Here is an 18,304-nt window from a genome sequence, read left to right as displayed (position 1 = left end):
GAAGGATCATATTCAATAATCTAGTCAATTAAAAATGAAAAAATTAAAGAAAAGTACGACTAACGCGCGAAGAGATTTCTTGAAAAAATCGGCCATTGGAGGCATGGGATTGGCGTTTTCGTTTTCAGCGAAATCATATGCCAATATTTTAGGAGCCAATGACCGGGTTAATTTTGCTGTCATCGGGATCAATGGCCGGGGACAGGCTTTGACACACGCGATTGCCGACTCTAAAAACACTTCCCTCGGTTATTTATGTGACGTGGATACACGGGCGATGGAAAAGGGCATTCAACTCTTTTCCGAAAGGACTGGCAAAAAACCTAAAACCGAAGAGGATTTCCGCAAACTGTTAGAAATTAAAGATGTAGATGCCATTGCCATCGCTACGCCGGACCACTTACACGCTCCGATGGCCATTGCAGGAGTTGCAGCAGGTAAACACGTATATGTAGAGAAACCTTGTTGCCACAACCCACAGGAAGGAGAATGGCTGGTAGAAGCGCAAAAAAAGCATGGAAAAGTGGTGCAAATGGGCAACCAACAGCGCTCTGCTCCTACTTCCATCCAAGCCATGCTGGATATTCAGGAGGGCTTGATCGGTGAGGTGTATTTTGGCAAAGCCTGGTATTCTAACAAAAGGGGAACCATTGGTACAGGTAAAAAAGTAGCTACCCCCGAATGGCTCAACTGGGACTTATGGCAAGGCCCGGCTCCACGCAGGGATTTCCAAGATATCTGGGTGCATTACAACTGGCACTGGTTCTGGCATTGGGGCACCGGCGAAATCAATAACAACGGTACCCACGAAATCGATATTTGCCGTTGGGCCTTGGGCGTAAAATATCCGACTAAGGTAACTTCCAACGGAGGAAGGTACCACTTTGACGATGACTGGGAATTTTACGATACCCAAGTCGCCAACTTTGAATTTGAGGGAGGAAAAATGATTACATGGGAAGGTAAAAGTTGTAACCCGTCTAAATATCACAACCGGGGCAGAGGTGCTACTATTCATGGAACTAAAGGGACCATCCTACTCGACCGTAATATTTATATTGCCTGGGATTTGGATGGCAATAAACTTAAAGAAATTACGGAAAATGATGCCAGTGCCACCACAGACACGGTCGGCAGAGGAAGTCTGGATGTAAAACATATGAGTAATTTCTTGGATGCCATCCGGGAGGGCAAACAGCAAAACTCCCCTATTGATGAAGGGTATAAGAGTAACTTGCTCTGCCACTTAGGAAATATTTCACAAAAGGTTGGCCGTAACCTTCTGATTGATCCGAACACCGGAAAAATTTTAGGAGACGGAGAAGCCATGCAAATGTGGGGCAGAACCTATGAAAAAGGTTGGGAACCCAGGTATTAATCTAAGGTAGAGGGATTGGAAAGTTGAAGGATAGAAGGATTGAAGAATAGAAGAGTTCAAGGATTGAGAAAAGAAGTCAATTTCTATACTTTCTCAGTTCGTTTTTCAACTGAACTGAAATAAATAAGAGGCTGTTCCGGAAAATCTCCGGAACAGCCTCTTTCTATTTTATATACATAGAAATCAATTACTGGTTATCTCCTGAAGGGTATACCGTTTTGGATAGTTGCATAGGTTCCATTCCTCTGGAATACGGACGCATCCGGTACGAATAAGAATAATCTTGGGCAGGCAAGGTATATTCTTTATGGGTGCGGGCTCCCCATGAGTCATCTCCTCCAACACCCATTTGTTTATAATCAATGGCTAAGGAAATAAAGTTTCTCTTTTTCAGATCATACGTATGCTTCACTCCTCTGGATTCTTGCGTAAGGTCTTCCGGGGTATAATGCATGGCAGTGACACTAAAAGAAGGAGCTCCTGTAAACAGGATGCCGATGCCTTCGGGATTTTCAAATGCCACCCAACGAATATCTTCTTTCCCTCCGTTTTCCTGAGGGCTGGAATAAGGAACGTATTGCTCAGATACCGTACTTTGATAGTGATCTACAAAAGCAGCAGTTTTACGATCCCAATAGTTTTCAAATGGTCCACGGCCAAACCACTCCATCTTTTCAAAAGACAAAGGCAAACGCATTAAATTCCCTACCCTTGGTAGTTCGGGTAAGTCCTCTTTTCCGATTTTCAAATCGTTATAGATTTCAACTTCTCCATTGCCAAACACCGTATATCGTACAGTTATGGTTGATTTCACCTCCGGTAATTCGAATGCTGTTGATACCGTAACCTGTTGAGGACTGATTTGCTCTACTGTGCAGTTAGATAAATCTCGATTTTTCCCGGCAGTTCTCCACATATTTGCGCGTTTATGCAGGTTATTACCAAAGTCATTGTCCGTTGGAGCTCTCCAGAAGTTAGGAGCAGGAGCCGCATTGATCAGTTCGGTGCCTTGGTATTTATAAGAAACCAATTGACCTTTAGCTTTGTCCACTACGATGGTAAACTCTTCGCCACGAATAATACTTTGTTCACCGGCATCTTCCAAGGTCAATGTAGGCAAAGAAGCGATTTGAACCGGAGTTACTTTCTTTTCGAAAGGTAATTTTAATTGTTCGGAAGCCACTTCAAATCCGGCAGGAACCAAAGGAGCTTCTTCCTTTTGTTTTACACTGAAATGTAAAAAGTATTCCACGCCTGATTGCGGCTGAATAGCACCATAAGCAATATCAAATGTTTTGCTTTGTCCCGGTTGCACCGAAGGAGATTCAAGTACACCCGAACGAATCACTTTCCCATCGGCTTTCACAGACCAGTGAATATCATACCCTTTCAAAGATATAAAATCATAAGCATTGCTGATTTCCACTTTTCCGTTTGCCAAGTCTACCGCTTTGATTTTCACATACTGATACACTTTTTTCACTTCCCAAATTCCAGGGTGAATACTGCGATCGGGAAATACCAGACCATTCATACAAAAATTCTGATCACTAGGAACATCTTTTGGCCCGAAGTCTCCACCAAAGGCCCAGTACTTTTCACCACTTGGTGTATATTGCGCAATTCCTTGATCCACCCAATCCCAAATGAAACCGCCTTGTAAGTGCTTGTACTTCTCAATCACGTCCCAATACTCTTGTAAATTTCCGGTACTATTACCCATCGCATGCGCATATTCACACAAGATAAAAGGACGGTCCTGTTCTTTTTGGGCATATTTTTCAATGTAATCAATTCCGGAGTACATCAAACCGATAATGTCCGTATTACGGTCGTAAATGGCGCGCTCATAGTGTACCAGACGGGTATTATCCCTCTCCTTCATCCAATCATAACAAGCTTCGAAGTTTACACCGTTACCGGCTTCATTTCCCATTGACCAAACGATGATCGAAGGGTGGTTTTTGTCCCGTTCCAACATGTTGTAAACACGGTCGAGATGGGCTTCTTTCCAGAGCGGAAATTTGGCTATACTTTCTTCTCCATAGCCCATACCATGCGACTCTATATTTGCCTCATCGTATACATACAAGCCATATTCATCACAGAGTTCATAAAAGCGCGGGTCATTAGGGTAATGGCTGGTCCGCACGGCATTGATGTTAAATTGCTTCATCAAGCGAATGTCCTCAATCATACTTTCCTCAGACACTACATGCCCTCTAAACTCATCGTGTTCGTGGCGGTTGGTCCCTTTGAGCAAAATAGGCTTTCCGTTGACCAACATCTGTCCACCTTTGAGTTCTACCGAACGGAAACCTGATTTACACCCGATAACTTCTTCAATACCACCCTCATCATTTTTTACAATCAGTACGGTTTGGTATAAATGAGGCGTTTCGGCCGACCACTTCTTTGGGTTATCAATTGCCAGTGAGAAAGATAACTGTGTATTAGCGTTTTTCTTGAGAGAAAAAGACTGACTACTCTCCCCTACCAATTTTTGTTGCGGGTCGTACAGTTGCAGTGTACACCGGTAATTTTTAATTTTCTTTTTCTGATGATAATTATTCAACTCTACTTCTACATTAAGTTGGCCATTTGAATAATTGTCTACCAGATTGGCTTTTACAAAAAAGTCGCGAATATGAACTTTTGGAGCAGACCATAAATACACATCCCGTTCAATACCGCTTAAACGCCAGAAATCCTGATCTTCGAGATAAGAGCCATCCGACCATCGATAAATTTCCACGGACAAGGTGTTCTCCCCCTCTTTCAAATAAGGAGTAATGTTAAATTCCGTTGGCGTTTTTGCCCCTTGACTGTACCCGAGTTTCTGTCCGTTCACCCAAAAGTAAGCTGCTGATTTCACGGCACCAAAGTGTAGAAAAATTTCACGACCTTCCCAACCTTTAGGGACCGTGAACGTCCGCTTATATGACCCCACCGGGTTGTATTCATGAGGGATATACGGAGGATTTTTCGGAAAAGGATATTGGACATTTACATAAATCGGGATGCCATATCCCTGCATTTCCCAATTTGAAGGCACAGGAATATTGTCCCAACCGGACACATCATATCCTTCTTTATAAAAGTCCTTGGGCCGGTCTGCCGGCTTGCGCACCCAGTTGAACTTCCAGGTGCCATTCAAAGATTTGTAATAAGGAGAGTGCTCTCTTTTACTTGAGAATAGTGTTTGTACTTCCGGAAAAGGAATGGCTGTAGCATGAGGCTTTTCAGTACCTACCCTAAAGATTTTAGGATTTTCCCAATCAGGTTGTTCTTGAGCATTTAGCATATGCGAAAAGCATAATAGCATGAATAATAGTAAGTGTAAACTTGCGTTTGTTTTCATTTTGTAATGAGTTTGTAGTAGTAAATTGTGTATGTATTTTTCAATAAATGCTAAGATATTGAAACGGAGAGGACTTGTTACATAAAGCCTTGTTTTTTTGAACTGTTTTTTGTCTGCCCCTCCTCGTATAAGAACATAGTTAAAACTCATTCTTTAGATCAACAACTCCCATTTCAAGAGCCTCAGCGCAGGATTTTGAGTGACCAGACATTTTGATCCACCGAAGTGTCGGACCACCGAAGTGTCGGACCACCGAAATGATCTTCTAAGAACTCTAAACTGAGATTTTTTTATCACCAAAAGAGTAGCCCCTCAACGAACTTTAAATAAGTTCGTTGAGCCTTCTTTCCCAACATTATTTTTTCTTACTCAAATTGGTATGTTCCTTGAGCATAATTATTTACTCAATAAGAACCTCCAATTTTATTCGTTGCTCAATTACCTTTCTCATTTTTTACAAAAAAAATACACCTGACTATCAGGCATTAACTTTTTTGATTAAACCAAAGAGAAAAAATTGCAAACCAAATCCTTTATTCTCCTATTATTTGGGGTAATATTCGCTAATGTTGCTCTTGGGCAATCTCTTACAGGGCAGGTAATTGACCAATTTGGTTTACCGGTCAAAAATGTACATATCCATATAGATGGGGTACAATCAGTAAGTGATGACAATGGTTTGTTTAAACTAGTGAATGACTATACGTTTCGAAAAAAAGAATCCAAGGTACGAGTAGAAATAGAAGGCTATAAACTGATGAATTATAATTATAGCCAAGAGCAAGCTTTTTTAGAAATCATCCTTTGGTCTTCCGGATATTTGTTGAGAGGAGAAGTTACAGATCGCCAAGATAGCCCGGTAACCTATTTCCCTGTTACGATCACAGGACATTCCTCGACATTTCATACAACTACAGACCAACATGGGAAATTTACAGTAAGTATTCCCCCAAACACCAAGGTAACGGAAGAGCATTCCTTTTATGTGGATGACCGCAGAATAGCCTTACAAGATTTGCGTTTCCGGCCTGATTACGGTTTTGTAAAAATCACTTTTCAACGCGCTGCGACCAATACTCATGATAGCAAAGTATTGGTTTCCAATAAACAACCGGAGTTATTGACTCAGGTCACCGTAAAAGTGTTTAATGAACGCGAGGAACAGGTCCCTGATATTGCGGTAGTGTATAACCGCAATGTGTATTTAACAGATTATAAAGGACAGTTTTCTTTGCCGGGCAAACTCTATCAAAACGACCAGAAATTTATTGTTTCGGGCTTTGCATTAGAACAAGTTGAGCGGAAAGACTCTGAGGTACTGTTAAAGGTTTCCCGCAAGTTGCATGGCAATTTGCTTCTTTACGGAGATACGTTGCAACACCTGATGGCCGAAGACCGGAAGGATTTTGAGCAGATTGCTGCGGAGATGACCACAATCAAGGATCTGTTGATAGAGAAAAACGAACGTTTGAGTGAGGAGATTCAAAGGGTGAAAGATAAGTTGGTTCAAGAAGATACGATTACAGATACCCGGAGGGCATATTTAAAAGAGTATTTATGGTCGTTAGAGGGGATGGCCAAAAACAATGAAAAGGCTTTTGAAAAATCAAAGAACAGAACCAATGACCTGATCTCTCAGTTAAAGGCCATCATATTGGAAAAGGATTCATTAAACCTGTTGGCCAACAAGAGGTTGAATGAAATGACGGCTAAAAATATCGCCTTACAAAAAGAAAAAGAAGCTGCTGAACGGGAGTTTCGAAACCGCTTGATGTTGGCCCTTTCTTTTTCAGGTTTGATATCCTTACTGGCTTTGGTGTATTTCAGGTCAGCCAAAAAAATCAAACGACAAAAAAATCAATTGCAACACGCAAACAACAAACTGGAAGAGGCCACTATTGAACTGTCGTATAAATTAAAAGAAATTCAAAGTAAAAGTCAGGAAATTCATCAGCAAAAAGAGCAAATCGAATATCAGAATAAGGTACTGGAATTGGAAAAGAAAAAATCTGATGATTTGCTTTTGAACATTCTGCCCAAAACCACTGCCGTTGAGTTAAAAGAAAAAGGGAAAGCCACTCCGAAATTTTATGAACAAGCCACAGTGATGTTTGCTGACATAAGAGGCTTTACTAAAATCGCGGAGAAGCTCAGGCCGGAAGAAGTAATTGCCGAATTGAACGAATACTTTTTTGCCTTTGATGAGATTATCGAAAAGCACCATTTGGAAAAAATTAAAACCATCGGAGATGCTTATATGTGTGCCGGAGGGCTTCCGGATCAGAACCCGAGCAACCCCATTGATGCGGTACTTGCCGGTCTGGAAATACAACAATTTATGAAAAATAAAGAAAAAGAAAAGAATTTGCCTGATGGCCTAAGTTTTGAAGTCAGAATCGGCATCCATACAGGCCCTCTGATAGCAGGGGTAGTCGGCAAGAAAAAGTTCGTATACGATATATGGGGAGATACGGTGAATGTAGCCAGCAGGATGGAATCATCAAGTGAAACTGGAAAAGTGAACATTTCAGGAGAAACGTATCAGTACATCCAGGACTTTTTTCAATGTACCTATCGAGGAAAAATCGAGGCAAAAAATAAAGGCCTTGTCGACATGTTTTTTGTAGAAAAGGCCTTAAAGCTTAAATAATTTCAAACGACTAAACACAAACAACTCGACAATGTAAAAGTGAAAACTCTAACTCATCTATTAGCCGTTAAATCCTAAATAACCCTTTTTCTTTTACCAGTATGGCCTAATTTTTTTTTTAATAATGACGAGCAAAATTAACATATTCACAAATATCCTACGAAAGTCCAATAAGGTCCTTCTACTAACTATTGGTATTCTTTTGTGCATGCCTATGAAAGGAGCCGGACAATCGCAAGTTGAATACACGGGAGAAATTATTGATAATTTTAATTTACCCGTACACTCTCAAATTACCTTAGAACAGAACATCACAGTACAAAGTGATAAAACTGGTAAATTCACATTTCAACTGCCCAATACTGCAGACTCTATCCGTCAAATTACCATCGACCGGAAAGGCTATGCGGTTATGGACTGGACTTTGGACACTTCAACAAAGCATTTACTTATTCAAACCTGGACCTCCGGATATGTCATCCAGGGTGAAGCTTATGACAAAAAAGACGCCCCAATCCGGTTTGAAACCGTGGTGATTGTGGGAACAAACTCTATAAAATTTTCCAGCGAAACCGATCGTTTTGGAAAATTTTCTTTGAATGTTCCACAAAATATTCCCCTTCATAAAGATTCTTTTATTTTCAAGATTAAAAACCAACAAATAGCAAAAGAAAATATAGAAATCGGCAATGAAGGAAAAGCTTTAACCTTTCGATTGAGTAACTCAGTAAACAAAGCTGCACAGGAGCGAAAGTTAATTACCGTACAAGTCACTGACAATCAAAATAAGCCTTTACCCGGCATACAGTTGGAGTTAAACCGGAAACGTTATATAACAGATAACAAAGGCACATTTAAAGCCCTATTCTTTGATAAGATTGACCAGTTTTCCTCTTCAGAATACAATATATTGACCCTGGACCACACATATAACCGGATTACATTAAAACTACTGACCAAAGAGACTCCATTACTTGTTCAAACACAATTGGACAGCCTGGATTTTCAAGAGATTGCTTCAGAGCTTAAAAATGCCCGGGACCAATACTTAAGCACAAACTCTACCCTCAAAAAAGAACTGGAGCGCGTGACCAATAAAATTGAAAAAGAACAGGAGCTCAGCCCTGAGAATAAGGAATACCTTTCTGTGTATCTCAGTTCGGTAGAAAAATTAATCAAAGAAAATGAAAATGCGTTCAATGAGTCGGTAGTTCAAACCAACCAATTAATCGAAAATTTAAAACTCCTGATTTCTGCAAAGGATTCTATCAATACCGTTACACAAGAACGACTGGACAGGGCCGAGGCAAAAAACCAAGAGCTATTACAACAGAATATGGAAGATAGAAAGAAGTTCTATCAAACAATGAAATTGGCAACACTGATCATTCTCTTGTTATTAGTCATTGTTATTGTTTACTACCGCTTAGCAAATAAGATTCGAAAGCAAAAAGAACAAGTAGAATATTTGAATAAACAATTGGCTTCCACTATAGAAGAAGTACACCAGAAAAATGTTGAAATAAAAGCGAACAATGAAAAACTGGAAGAGTTGATCGAGGAAAAAAACAGCTTGATGGGAGTTGTTGCTCACGATTTGAAAGCTCCTTTGGCAAAAGTGGAAGGCTTGATGCAATTGATGCCGTTAGTCGGCAACCTCAATGAAGAACAGTCGCAATATACCAGTATGATCAACAATGTAGTCAAGGAAGGAAAATACATTGTGAAAAATATATTGGACTGGAACAGGTTAGAGCAAGGCTTTGAGGATATTAAAATAAGGGAAATTGTAGTCGCTGACTTTATTAACACCTTGGTGAAAGGGTATGACAATGACTTGAAACGCAAGGAACTCTCATTAAACCTAAGTCTACAAAACCCTAATTTAAAAATATATACAGACCCTAATCAGCTCACACGGATTGTTGATAATGTGTTTTCAAATGCGGTAAAGTACTCTCCTAAAAACAAATTAATTCAATTATACATCTGGGAGAAAAAAGAATATCTCGTCATTTCCGTAAAAGACCAAGGGGAAGGCATCGGTAAAGATGAGCAGAAATTATTGTTCAAAAAATTTCAAAAATTAAGCACTCGACCTACCGGGGGAGAAAGCTCAACAGGCCTGGGCTTATCTATTGTAAAAATGCTTATTGACCAGATGCACGGTAGCATAGAAGTAAAAAGTGAAAAGCGTAAAGGAACCGAATTCATTATTTCATTACCCAAAAAAGTTGAACATAGTTTATCCAAATAGAGAATTGAATTTTTCAAATATTTTCGGCTATCCTACAAACAAGTAGGGTGGCTTTTTTTGTTTTTGACGTATACCTTTTTAGTCAGAAACAATATTCTCTTTTATAAGAAATAGACATAAACCCTTGAGTATAAAGATATAAAATCCTGATATAATTATTTAAAGAAGACAAAACAAACCGTTGAAAAGTTGCTTTTAGACAACTCTAATATTTATAGGGAGCATTCATGTAAAAAGGATTTTTGAACGTTACTCTAATAAAGCATCGAGGTTAACCAAATGATTTTTTAATTATAAACAATGATGGTTCATACATACAAAGTCCCCTATATACTTTTCTTTCTTTTTACAGCCATTGGCCATGTAAATGTCTTTGGTCAAAGCTCGGTTGGGATCAATACAACTTCCCCTAATGAAAATGCCGTATTGGAATTAGTTTCACCCTCCGGAAGCCAGGGGCTATTAGTGCCAAGACTGACTACAAGTCAAAAAGTTTCTACCAGTTTTACTTCTCTGGAAAACGGCATGTTAGTGTTTGATACTGATGAAGGGAAGTTTTATTACTGGCATGACGGACAATGGTTGGAAATCATTAACCAAGAATTAAACATACCTGTTGACGGGGACCTCACAGGCAATTTACCTAACCCGGAATTAAAACTTACGGGTATTACCCCAGGCACTTATACCAAGTTGACCCTTGATGCAAAAGGAAGAGCCTTAGCAGGCAGTGGCTTATCGGCTGCTGACATTCCTGTATTAACCAGTAGTAAAATCATCGATATCACGGATATAGGAAGTGGAAAAATCATGACGGATGCAGAAAGAGCTAAATTAAATTCCGCAATCACTACCTCTACCACAGCTACAGGCGACTTGACCGGAACTTTTCCTGAGCTAGAACTCACCGACACAGGTATTTCCCCAAACTCCTATACCAAAGTAACTGTGAATGCGAAAGGAAGAGTTGTAGCTGGAGGCTCACTCATTGCCAGTGATATACCGCTATTAACCACAGCAAAACTACTCGACCTGAATTATTCAGGAGGTTCTAATGGTGCAATCTTAATCTCCAATGGAGGCACCTTAAACACAGTATCAATCACCGGAGATGCAAGCTTAAACGGCCTGGGAGAACTTTCTTTATCCAACAATGCCGTTGAAAATGCAATGCTTCATCACAATATCATTAAAAGCAATGCCGGTTTGGCTTTCGATTCTGATAACAGCCTGTTTGTAGATATTAACGGGCTTTCGGAAAATATTTCTCCTACGGGAGAGGACTTTTTGCCGGTGTACTCTGCTTCAGGAGCTACCTTAACCAAGGTTAAACTAGATACCCTTTTTAATTTAGGTCAGTTTGATAAATTCAATGCCAACCGAATAGCCATTGGCTACGCTACCTGGCCTGCCAATTTCAATCACAACGGGAATTCTGCCAAACTTGATGCTACCGGAGTAAATATTGCGACCCCACCAGTAAACCCTTCTAATTTAATCTTAGCCGTTAATGGAGACGGGTATATTAATGACAACTTTTATGTAGGCAATACCATCTATTGTGGAAACTTGTCTATGTCTTCCGACTTCCGGCTCAAAAAAGATATTCACCCTATTCAAAATGCATTAAACAAATTACTCCTTTTGAATGGGGTTCATTACCATTGGAAAGATGGAATACAATCCAGCTTACAAGACCCAACAATGCAAACAGGCCTTATTGCTCAAGAAGTTGAAAAGGTCTTTCCTGAATTTGTACAAACACATTCCAACGGATTTAAAACGGTAAATTATATAGGGTTGATTCCGGTCATCATCGAATCGCTTAAGGCACAAAATGATCAAATGGAAAAAGTAACCAATGAAACCATTCGCCAATTACAAGAAGAAAATACCCAATTGAAAAATGAACTGGAAAAAATAAAGGCTTACATAGGGATGACAGGCTCCCAGGCAAAAAAATAAATCTTCATGAATTCGAATTCAGTTTTTTCTATAATTTTTATACTGACCTTTATTGGTTCACTTTTTTCGTATAAATGCTTCTCTCAAGAAAATGACTTTGTAAATCGTGCTGAAATTACAATTGGCCCCGATGCCGTTTTAAGCGCCAAAGGCAATGTTTTAAATGAGGGAACCCTCCACAACTCGGGCAAAATATACGTCAATAATAATTTCATTAACCAAGGAATTTTCAATGCTCAATCAGGCTCAATCGTCATTCATGGCGATACTGATCAAAGTATTGATTTTAAAAAAGATACAATACATGAAATAGAGGTTAACGGTGTAGGTCACAAATACTTCCGGGGACAAGTCTTTGTCAACAACTCTTTGAAGCTCTTAAAAGGAATTGTTCGACCGGACACGGGTGCTAGGTTGATTCTATCCGATGCCATCATCATCGAAGGTGGTGATGAGGAATCATATGTGGAAGGCATACTTTTTCATGAAGGGACTACGGATAAGTTCTATCCAATAGGAATCAACGGAATGTACTCGCCTGTATATCTAAGCAACATTTTAGGAAATAACCCTGTATTGGGTTTTGAAATTCACCAACCGAATTCGTTTACGAATGAATCTAAAGAATTAAAAAAAATATCAACGCAATACTATTGGGAGAAATTCATCATTGGGGGAAACCTCGATTCAGCCACTTTAACCTTAAACTATCAACCGGATGAAAGCCTACTACCCAAGCAAATACAAGATCTGGTGGTAGCGGGTTTGGACGAAACAATAGGCTTTCGAAATTTAGGAGGCAGCCATGAAGGAGATTTAACGTCTGCATTGATCACTTCTCAAATAAGAATATCCGATGAATCATTCTTTACATTGGGCATTCCATCTACAGATATAACCCTATTCATTCCCAATGCTCTCTCCCCCTTGGCTCCACATCCGGAAGACCAAGTAGTAAAGGTATTTGTAAACAGGTTAATTCCGGATGATTTTCATTTTAAAGTATTTGACCATAGAGGAATCATTGTGTTCTACTCAAATTCGTTTCACCAGATGAATGAAGAAGGTTGGGACGGTATCAATATTCATAGCGGAAAATACTTGAGTCCGGGAGTCTATCATTATGTGATTCAAGGCACGGTATACGGAGATAAATTTTCAAAAGCGGGCAAGGTCACAGTCATTCGTTGAGTGGCAAAAATATTACATAACCACCTTTAGGTACAAATGCCTAGACCAGGTAGTGGGAAGTATCAAAAAATTGATGATTTTCCCTCAAGAAAATATTTCTTTTTCTTCACAACTTGCATACAATCACCCTTAACCTGGAGGTATTTTGAAAACAGTAGTTTCTTTTTTTCTTGTAGTGGTATCATGTTTTTGTAATGCAAATGCTCAGGATGTCAATTTTTCTCAGTTTTATGCATCTTCTGTTTATTTAAATCCCGCCTTAGCAGGTTTAGAAAAAGACCTTTATTTGGGTGTAAATTACAGAAATGACCAACGGGATTTTCATACTACCACCCAAAGTACTCAAGCCAACGTTATTCTTCCTCTTTACAATAAGAAAACTACTTTTAAAAATCATCTGGGAAGTATCGGATTAAGTTTGTTAAACCAATCTACAGGCTCTACAAGTAAATTTACCTCAACCGCTGTTTTAATTTCGACTTCGAGTAAATTGTTGTTAAACAAAACAGCCACTCACCAACTGGCATTCGGTATGCAAGGAGGAATATTACAAAGACAATATAAAATTGATGATTTTAATTGGGGCTCACAATATGTCCCTTCCATAGGTTTTGATCAAAGCATAGCTCCCTCCATTAATTTTATTCAAGCTAAAACGACTATTCCATTGTTTCATACAGGACTATTTTGGCTATATGATAGCAATCCTGATGATTACAAAACTGAATTTAGTGCTTATTTGGGAATAGCACTCTCGAACCTTAACCGCCCTAACGAATCGCTTTTTGAAGAGGGTACTCCTGTAAGGATGCCCATTAAATGGAAGCACCATGGAGGAATCAACTTCTCCATAGCGGATTATCAACTGATCCTTAGTCCGAATTTCTTATTGCAATATCAGGACCGGCTTTCTCAATTGGATTTAGGTTGTTACGCGAGTGTTCAGTTAAGAGACGAAGTGCTAAATATGGATTCCCCCGGAATATTGCTTTCCCTAGGGGCATGGCACCGGATCAAAGACGCATATATTATTTCGGCAGGACTACAATGGGACAACTTTACCTTCGGTGTTTCTTATGACGCAAACATTTCCTCATTAAAATATTATTCCAACGGCAACACCTTCGAATTTTCATTGTCTTATAAACTAAGGAAAGGCAAACCCATTAAATTTTCAACCCCATTTTTATAGTTGACATCTTTATGAAAAAGATCGTTCTTCTCTTTTCATTTGCTTTGTATATGATAAGCTTGAGTGCAAAAGCTCAACATTTCAAATCTTATTTTAAACAAGCAGATCAGTATTTTTCAGATGAGGATTATCAAAAATCTCTACTGGTTTACCAAAGAGTGCTAGAATTAGATTCCCTAAATGCTCAAGCCTATTTTAAATCAGGGGAATGTTACAGAGTATTGTTTCAATACCACCAGGCATTCGAACACTATAAAAAAGCAACCTCTCTTAATCCTATAAATCATTTGAATTATTACTATACAGGCTTAATGAGTGAACAACTCGGAAACATTGACCGGGCTGTATTTTATTTTGAAAAATTCATAAGCTATAAGGCACAACTACTAAAGCAAGACAGTATCCACTTTCAATCATACCTGGAGCAAGCCAAATTAAAAGTATCTAATGCCGGTTGGGTCAAAAAGCTTTTGGCTAACGAAACAACAATGCACGAATTCCAAAGACTACCGGAAACTATCAACTCCGAGTTTAATGATTATTCAGTGACTTTATATCAGGGGGATTCTATTTTTTTTATTAGCTCCGGAAGGTTTTCAAATAATGAGAGTCAAACAATAAATAAATACGGTGATCACTTCAGCGAATTCCACCTTGTACAAGCCATTGACACTTCACATTGGCAAATATCTCATCAACATGATATGTTAAATGCTTTGAACAGTGAGTACGAGGAAGGTGCCGGGTTTTATGACGCCATTTATAATGAATTCTACTTAACAAGTTGCAGACAAGACGGCGGAGGCTGTGAAATATACAAAAGCAGTTTTATCAATGGCAAATGGACAACCCCCTTGGCATTGAACCGGTGGATTAATCTTCCAAAAACCAGTTCAAAACACCCTTCACTTAATGCTACAGCTGATACATTATATTTTAGTTCTGATCGTCCAGGGGGGTATGGAGGTTTTGATATTTGGTTCAGCACAAAAAATGAAAAAGGTCAATGGGGTGAACCTACCAACCTGGGGAATACCGTCAATACAAGGTTTAATGAAATCTCCCCGTTTGTTTCTACAAATGGAGATTTGTTTATTGCCTCTAACGGTCATAAAGGTATTGGGGGCTATGATATCTATCAATACAATGTACTCCAAAAGAACATTGAAAATTTAGGTCCCCCTTTTAATTCTTCTTATGACGATTGCTTTTACATTGAAGGCGATCAGTTAGGATTTGTCACCTCCAATAGACCGGGTAGTCTGGGAAAGTTTGATATCTATTCTTTCAAAATTATCAATCAAATACAGGAAGAAGTTGCGAAAAAACCTCAGGATGACTTATTGGTATTTTCCGATGATTACCACCACCGGTTAATATCATACGCAACGGCGGCCCGTATCTATGGTGTAAAGCTACCTTATATTGCCAACGATGAGGTGTATTATCAAAGAATTGATGAACAACAAAAAAAGAACCTTCTTAACAAAATTGAAACGTCCATTTCACTGTATTCCAGTAGAGAATTAGATGATATTCGAAAGGAAGACGAACTGTTTTATAATAACTTGCCTCTCTTTGCCCGGAAAAGCATTGACCGGATTGCTCATAATATTATGACCAAATTAAAATCTCCTCAAAAAAAATTAAACCTGCATCCCATCGATGCTCAGTTTTATAACAGCCTTGACAATACGGATAAGTTTCGATTCGACCGGATTTTGGCATTCAGAGTCAGTCTGACTTTATTCTCTTATTAACCGCCAATTTTGACAGCTTCTGCATATTTAGTTTCTTTGCAAAAAGCACAAACTACAATGAAGATATATCATAACCCTCGTTGCTCCAAAAGCCGGCAAGCTTTAAATATTTTGCAAGAAAAAGGTATTGAGCTCGAAGTAGTCGAATACCTGAAAACTCCACCTACCAAAGAAGAGCTAACACAAGTTTTGAAAAAACTAAATCTCTCTCCTCAGGAAATCATCCGGAAAGGGGAAGCGGAATTCAAAGAACACTATAAAGGAAAAGAATTTACCGATGAAGAGTGGATTGAAATATTGGTAAATACTCCACGTCTTATCGAACGGCCTATCGTCATTACGGAACAAAAAGCCGTAGTAGCCAGACCTCCGGAAAAAGTCTCTGAACTTTTGTAATAATTTTTTTATCAAAAAAACCACCCTGTAAAAAAAATCAAACAGAGTGGTTTTTTATTTGTTTTCAGTGTAATTTCAATTACGCTTTTTTAGAAGCTACCCAATCATTTACCAAATCTTCCAATACATTCAAAGGCACGGCACCACTGGTTAGTACCACATCGTGAAACTCCCGAATATCGAATTTATCACCCAATTGATCCTGAGCCGATTTTCTCAATTCCAAGATTTTCAACATGCCAATTTTGTAGGCTGTAGCTTGAGAGGGCATCACAATATGTCTTTCCACCATTCGTACACATTCCCGCTCACTACCAGGAGTGTTTGTCATATAATATTCAATTCCTTGTTCTCTGGTCCATCTTTTTGTGTGGATACCCGTATCCACTACTAAACGGCAAGCTCTCCACAACTCCATCGCTAACCGGCCAAAATCCGAATAAGGGTTTTGATAGAAACCCATCTCTTTAGGAATAAACTCACAGTACAGGCCCCATCCTTCTACATAAGCTGTATATCCGCCATACTTTCTGAATTTGGGAATTCCGGTAAGCTCTTGCGAAATGGTACGATCCATATGGTGCCCGGGAATGCCTTCATGAAAGGCCAAGGCTTCCATTTCATATTTGGGCATATTCTTCGTGTTATACAAATTAGCATAATAAGTTCCGGGTCTGGAACCATCCGGTGCAGGGGCTTGATAAAAAGCTTTACCGGCAGATTTTTCTCTGAAAGCCTCCACTCTTTTGACCACCATTCTTGCCTTCGGGCGGGTCAAGAATAACTCGTCAAGCCGTGCCTCCATTTTATCAATAATTGTTTTGGCACTATCCAGATACTCCTGCTTCCCGGCATCGGTATTAGGATAGTAAAACTGCTCATCTTCTTTCATAAAGGCAAAAAAGGCCTGTAAATCTCCTTCAAAGCCTACTTTGTTCATAATTTCGCGCATTTCACCATGAATCCTCTCCACCTCTTTCAAACCGGTCTGATGAATCTCTTCGGCTGTAAGATTGGTGGTAGTGGTTTTACCCAAAGCAAAATTGTAAAAACTTTCTCCTTCCGGAAATTTCCAAGCCCCGTCTTCGGTAGTTGCACGGGTTTCTTGCTCTTCCAAAAAGGCAATTAGCTTTTCATACGCAGGCTTCAAATCATTCACCAAAGCCTCCTTACACGCATCCATCAACTTGCCTTTTTCTCCTTTATCCATATCCAACTGTTCCATTTTTCTGGAAAAATCAGCCCAAAGTGTACTGGCTTCCCCCTGTTCAAAAGGCTCTCCTCTCAAGATGTTCTTGGAATCATCAATCACCATTGGGAATACAAACTTAGGAGGAACGATCCCTTTTTCTTCTCTGATTCTAAGGCTTTCAATAAGTTGATCAAACAAAGTCGATACACCTTGCAGCCGGGTAATATAGGCCTCAGCATCACTAGCATTGGTAATTTGATGCATATTGATCAACAAAGAAGGCACTTGCGAATGCCACCCAAACATTTGATTGACCGGATAGGAATGATGCCGGTATTTAAACCCTTCAATTTCCTTTTCGGCATTCAACTTAAATAGTTTATAACTCAATTGAGTTTGGGCATCAAGCCCTTCGAAATGAATAGAATCCGTTAAGTAGGTCAGCTCTTTCTTAGTAATTTCCAGCTCTTCTTGTTCCTTTTCTTCAGTCAAGGCATCCCATTTGTCATAATCTTTTTTAATACCTAAATACGTTTGAAAAGTAGGACTTCTGTCTACTTTTTCATTAAAACTTTTCTCAAAGAAATCATTGGCTTTCTTCGATTCTGCAGCAATATCTTCTTTCGTATATGCTTTCTCCTTTTCTGACGAAGTAGTGGTACAAGCTCCCACGGTGAGCCCACTCATGAGTAAAGCATAAAATAGTTTGGTTTTTCCCATTGTTTATTTTTTGTAGTTAGAAATGGTTAATACGGTGCTATCTCCCTGACATTAAAAATATGGATTAAGCAGGAAGGTACATACGCTTTTAAGTAGAATACAAATTCATCAATTCATATCGCAATATGTTATTCAAAAATTCAAGTTCAGCTCAATATACGATCATTATGTATAATTTGCTATTTACTACCTGTAAATACTAAATCCAACTAATTCTGTATAATATGCTAATTCTCGCAAAC

10 protein-coding genes are annotated in these 18,304 nt (G+C 39.1%); 8 read left to right on the top strand and 2 right to left on the bottom strand.

Annotation, left to right across the window (positions count from 1 at the left end):
* Positions 1-34 precede the first annotated feature (34 nt).
* Entirely contained in the window at positions 35-1,378 is a 1,344-nt protein-coding gene (locus AAG747_RS23080; RefSeq protein ID WP_346823607.1) for a Gfo/Idh/MocA family protein, read from the top strand.
* A 187-nt stretch (positions 1,379-1,565) separates the two neighbouring features.
* On the opposite strand, the gene lacZ is transcribed toward AAG747_RS23080, so the two are convergent.
* Positions 1,566-4,739 carry a beta-galactosidase, LacZ type gene (gene lacZ / locus AAG747_RS23075; protein WP_346823606.1) on the bottom strand — a complete coding sequence of 1,058 codons (3,174 nt, stop codon included), beginning with the start codon at positions 4,737-4,739 and terminating at the stop codon, positions 1,566-1,568.
* 517 nt (positions 4,740-5,256) lie between these two features.
* Here lacZ and AAG747_RS23070 point away from each other — a divergent pair.
* From AAG747_RS23070 to arsC, 7 genes are all read left to right on the top strand, one after another.
* A complete protein-coding gene (locus AAG747_RS23070; protein WP_346823605.1) occupies positions 5,257-7,389 on the top strand; it encodes an adenylate/guanylate cyclase domain-containing protein in 2,133 nt (710 codons plus the stop codon).
* 208 nt (positions 7,390-7,597) lie between these two features.
* On the top strand, positions 7,598-9,646 hold the full coding sequence (locus tag AAG747_RS23065; RefSeq protein ID WP_346823604.1) for a sensor histidine kinase: 2,049 nt from the start codon (positions 7,598-7,600) through the stop codon (positions 9,644-9,646).
* 300 nt (positions 9,647-9,946) lie between these two features.
* Positions 9,947-11,611: a tail fiber domain-containing protein gene (locus AAG747_RS23060; RefSeq protein WP_346823603.1), complete on the top strand. Its 1,665-nt coding sequence runs from the start codon at positions 9,947-9,949 to the stop codon at positions 11,609-11,611.
* Positions 11,612-11,617: 6 nt separating this feature from the next.
* Positions 11,618-12,802, top strand: a complete 1,185-nt coding sequence (locus tag AAG747_RS23055; protein WP_346823602.1) for a T9SS type B sorting domain-containing protein — start codon at positions 11,618-11,620, stop codon at positions 12,800-12,802.
* Positions 12,803-12,947: 145 nt separating this feature from the next.
* Complete coding sequence (locus tag AAG747_RS23050) at positions 12,948-13,994, top strand: PorP/SprF family type IX secretion system membrane protein (protein ID WP_346823601.1); 1,047 nt, start codon at positions 12,948-12,950, stop codon at positions 13,992-13,994.
* A gap of 11 nt (positions 13,995-14,005) precedes the next feature.
* Positions 14,006-15,754 (top strand): tetratricopeptide repeat protein, encoded by a 1,749-nt coding sequence (locus AAG747_RS23045; RefSeq protein WP_346823600.1) that lies wholly within the window; start codon positions 14,006-14,008, stop codon positions 15,752-15,754.
* 57 nt (positions 15,755-15,811) lie between these two features.
* Entirely contained in the window at positions 15,812-16,150 is a 339-nt protein-coding gene (arsC, locus tag AAG747_RS23040) for an arsenate reductase (glutaredoxin) (protein ID WP_346823599.1), read from the top strand.
* Between the two features lie 79 nt (positions 16,151-16,229).
* Here arsC and AAG747_RS23035 read toward each other — a convergent pair whose 3' ends face one another.
* Positions 16,230-18,062, bottom strand: a complete 1,833-nt coding sequence (locus AAG747_RS23035; protein ID WP_346823598.1) for a DUF885 domain-containing protein — start codon at positions 18,060-18,062, stop codon at positions 16,230-16,232.
* Between the last annotated feature and the right edge of the window lie 242 nt (positions 18,063-18,304).

Source organism: Rapidithrix thailandica, assembly GCF_039710355.1.
Taxonomy (GTDB): domain Bacteria; phylum Bacteroidota; class Bacteroidia; order Cytophagales; family Flammeovirgaceae; genus Rapidithrix; species Rapidithrix thailandica.
Note: the sequence above shows the minus strand (reverse complement) of the source record. Positions and strands in the feature narration are given on the sequence as shown.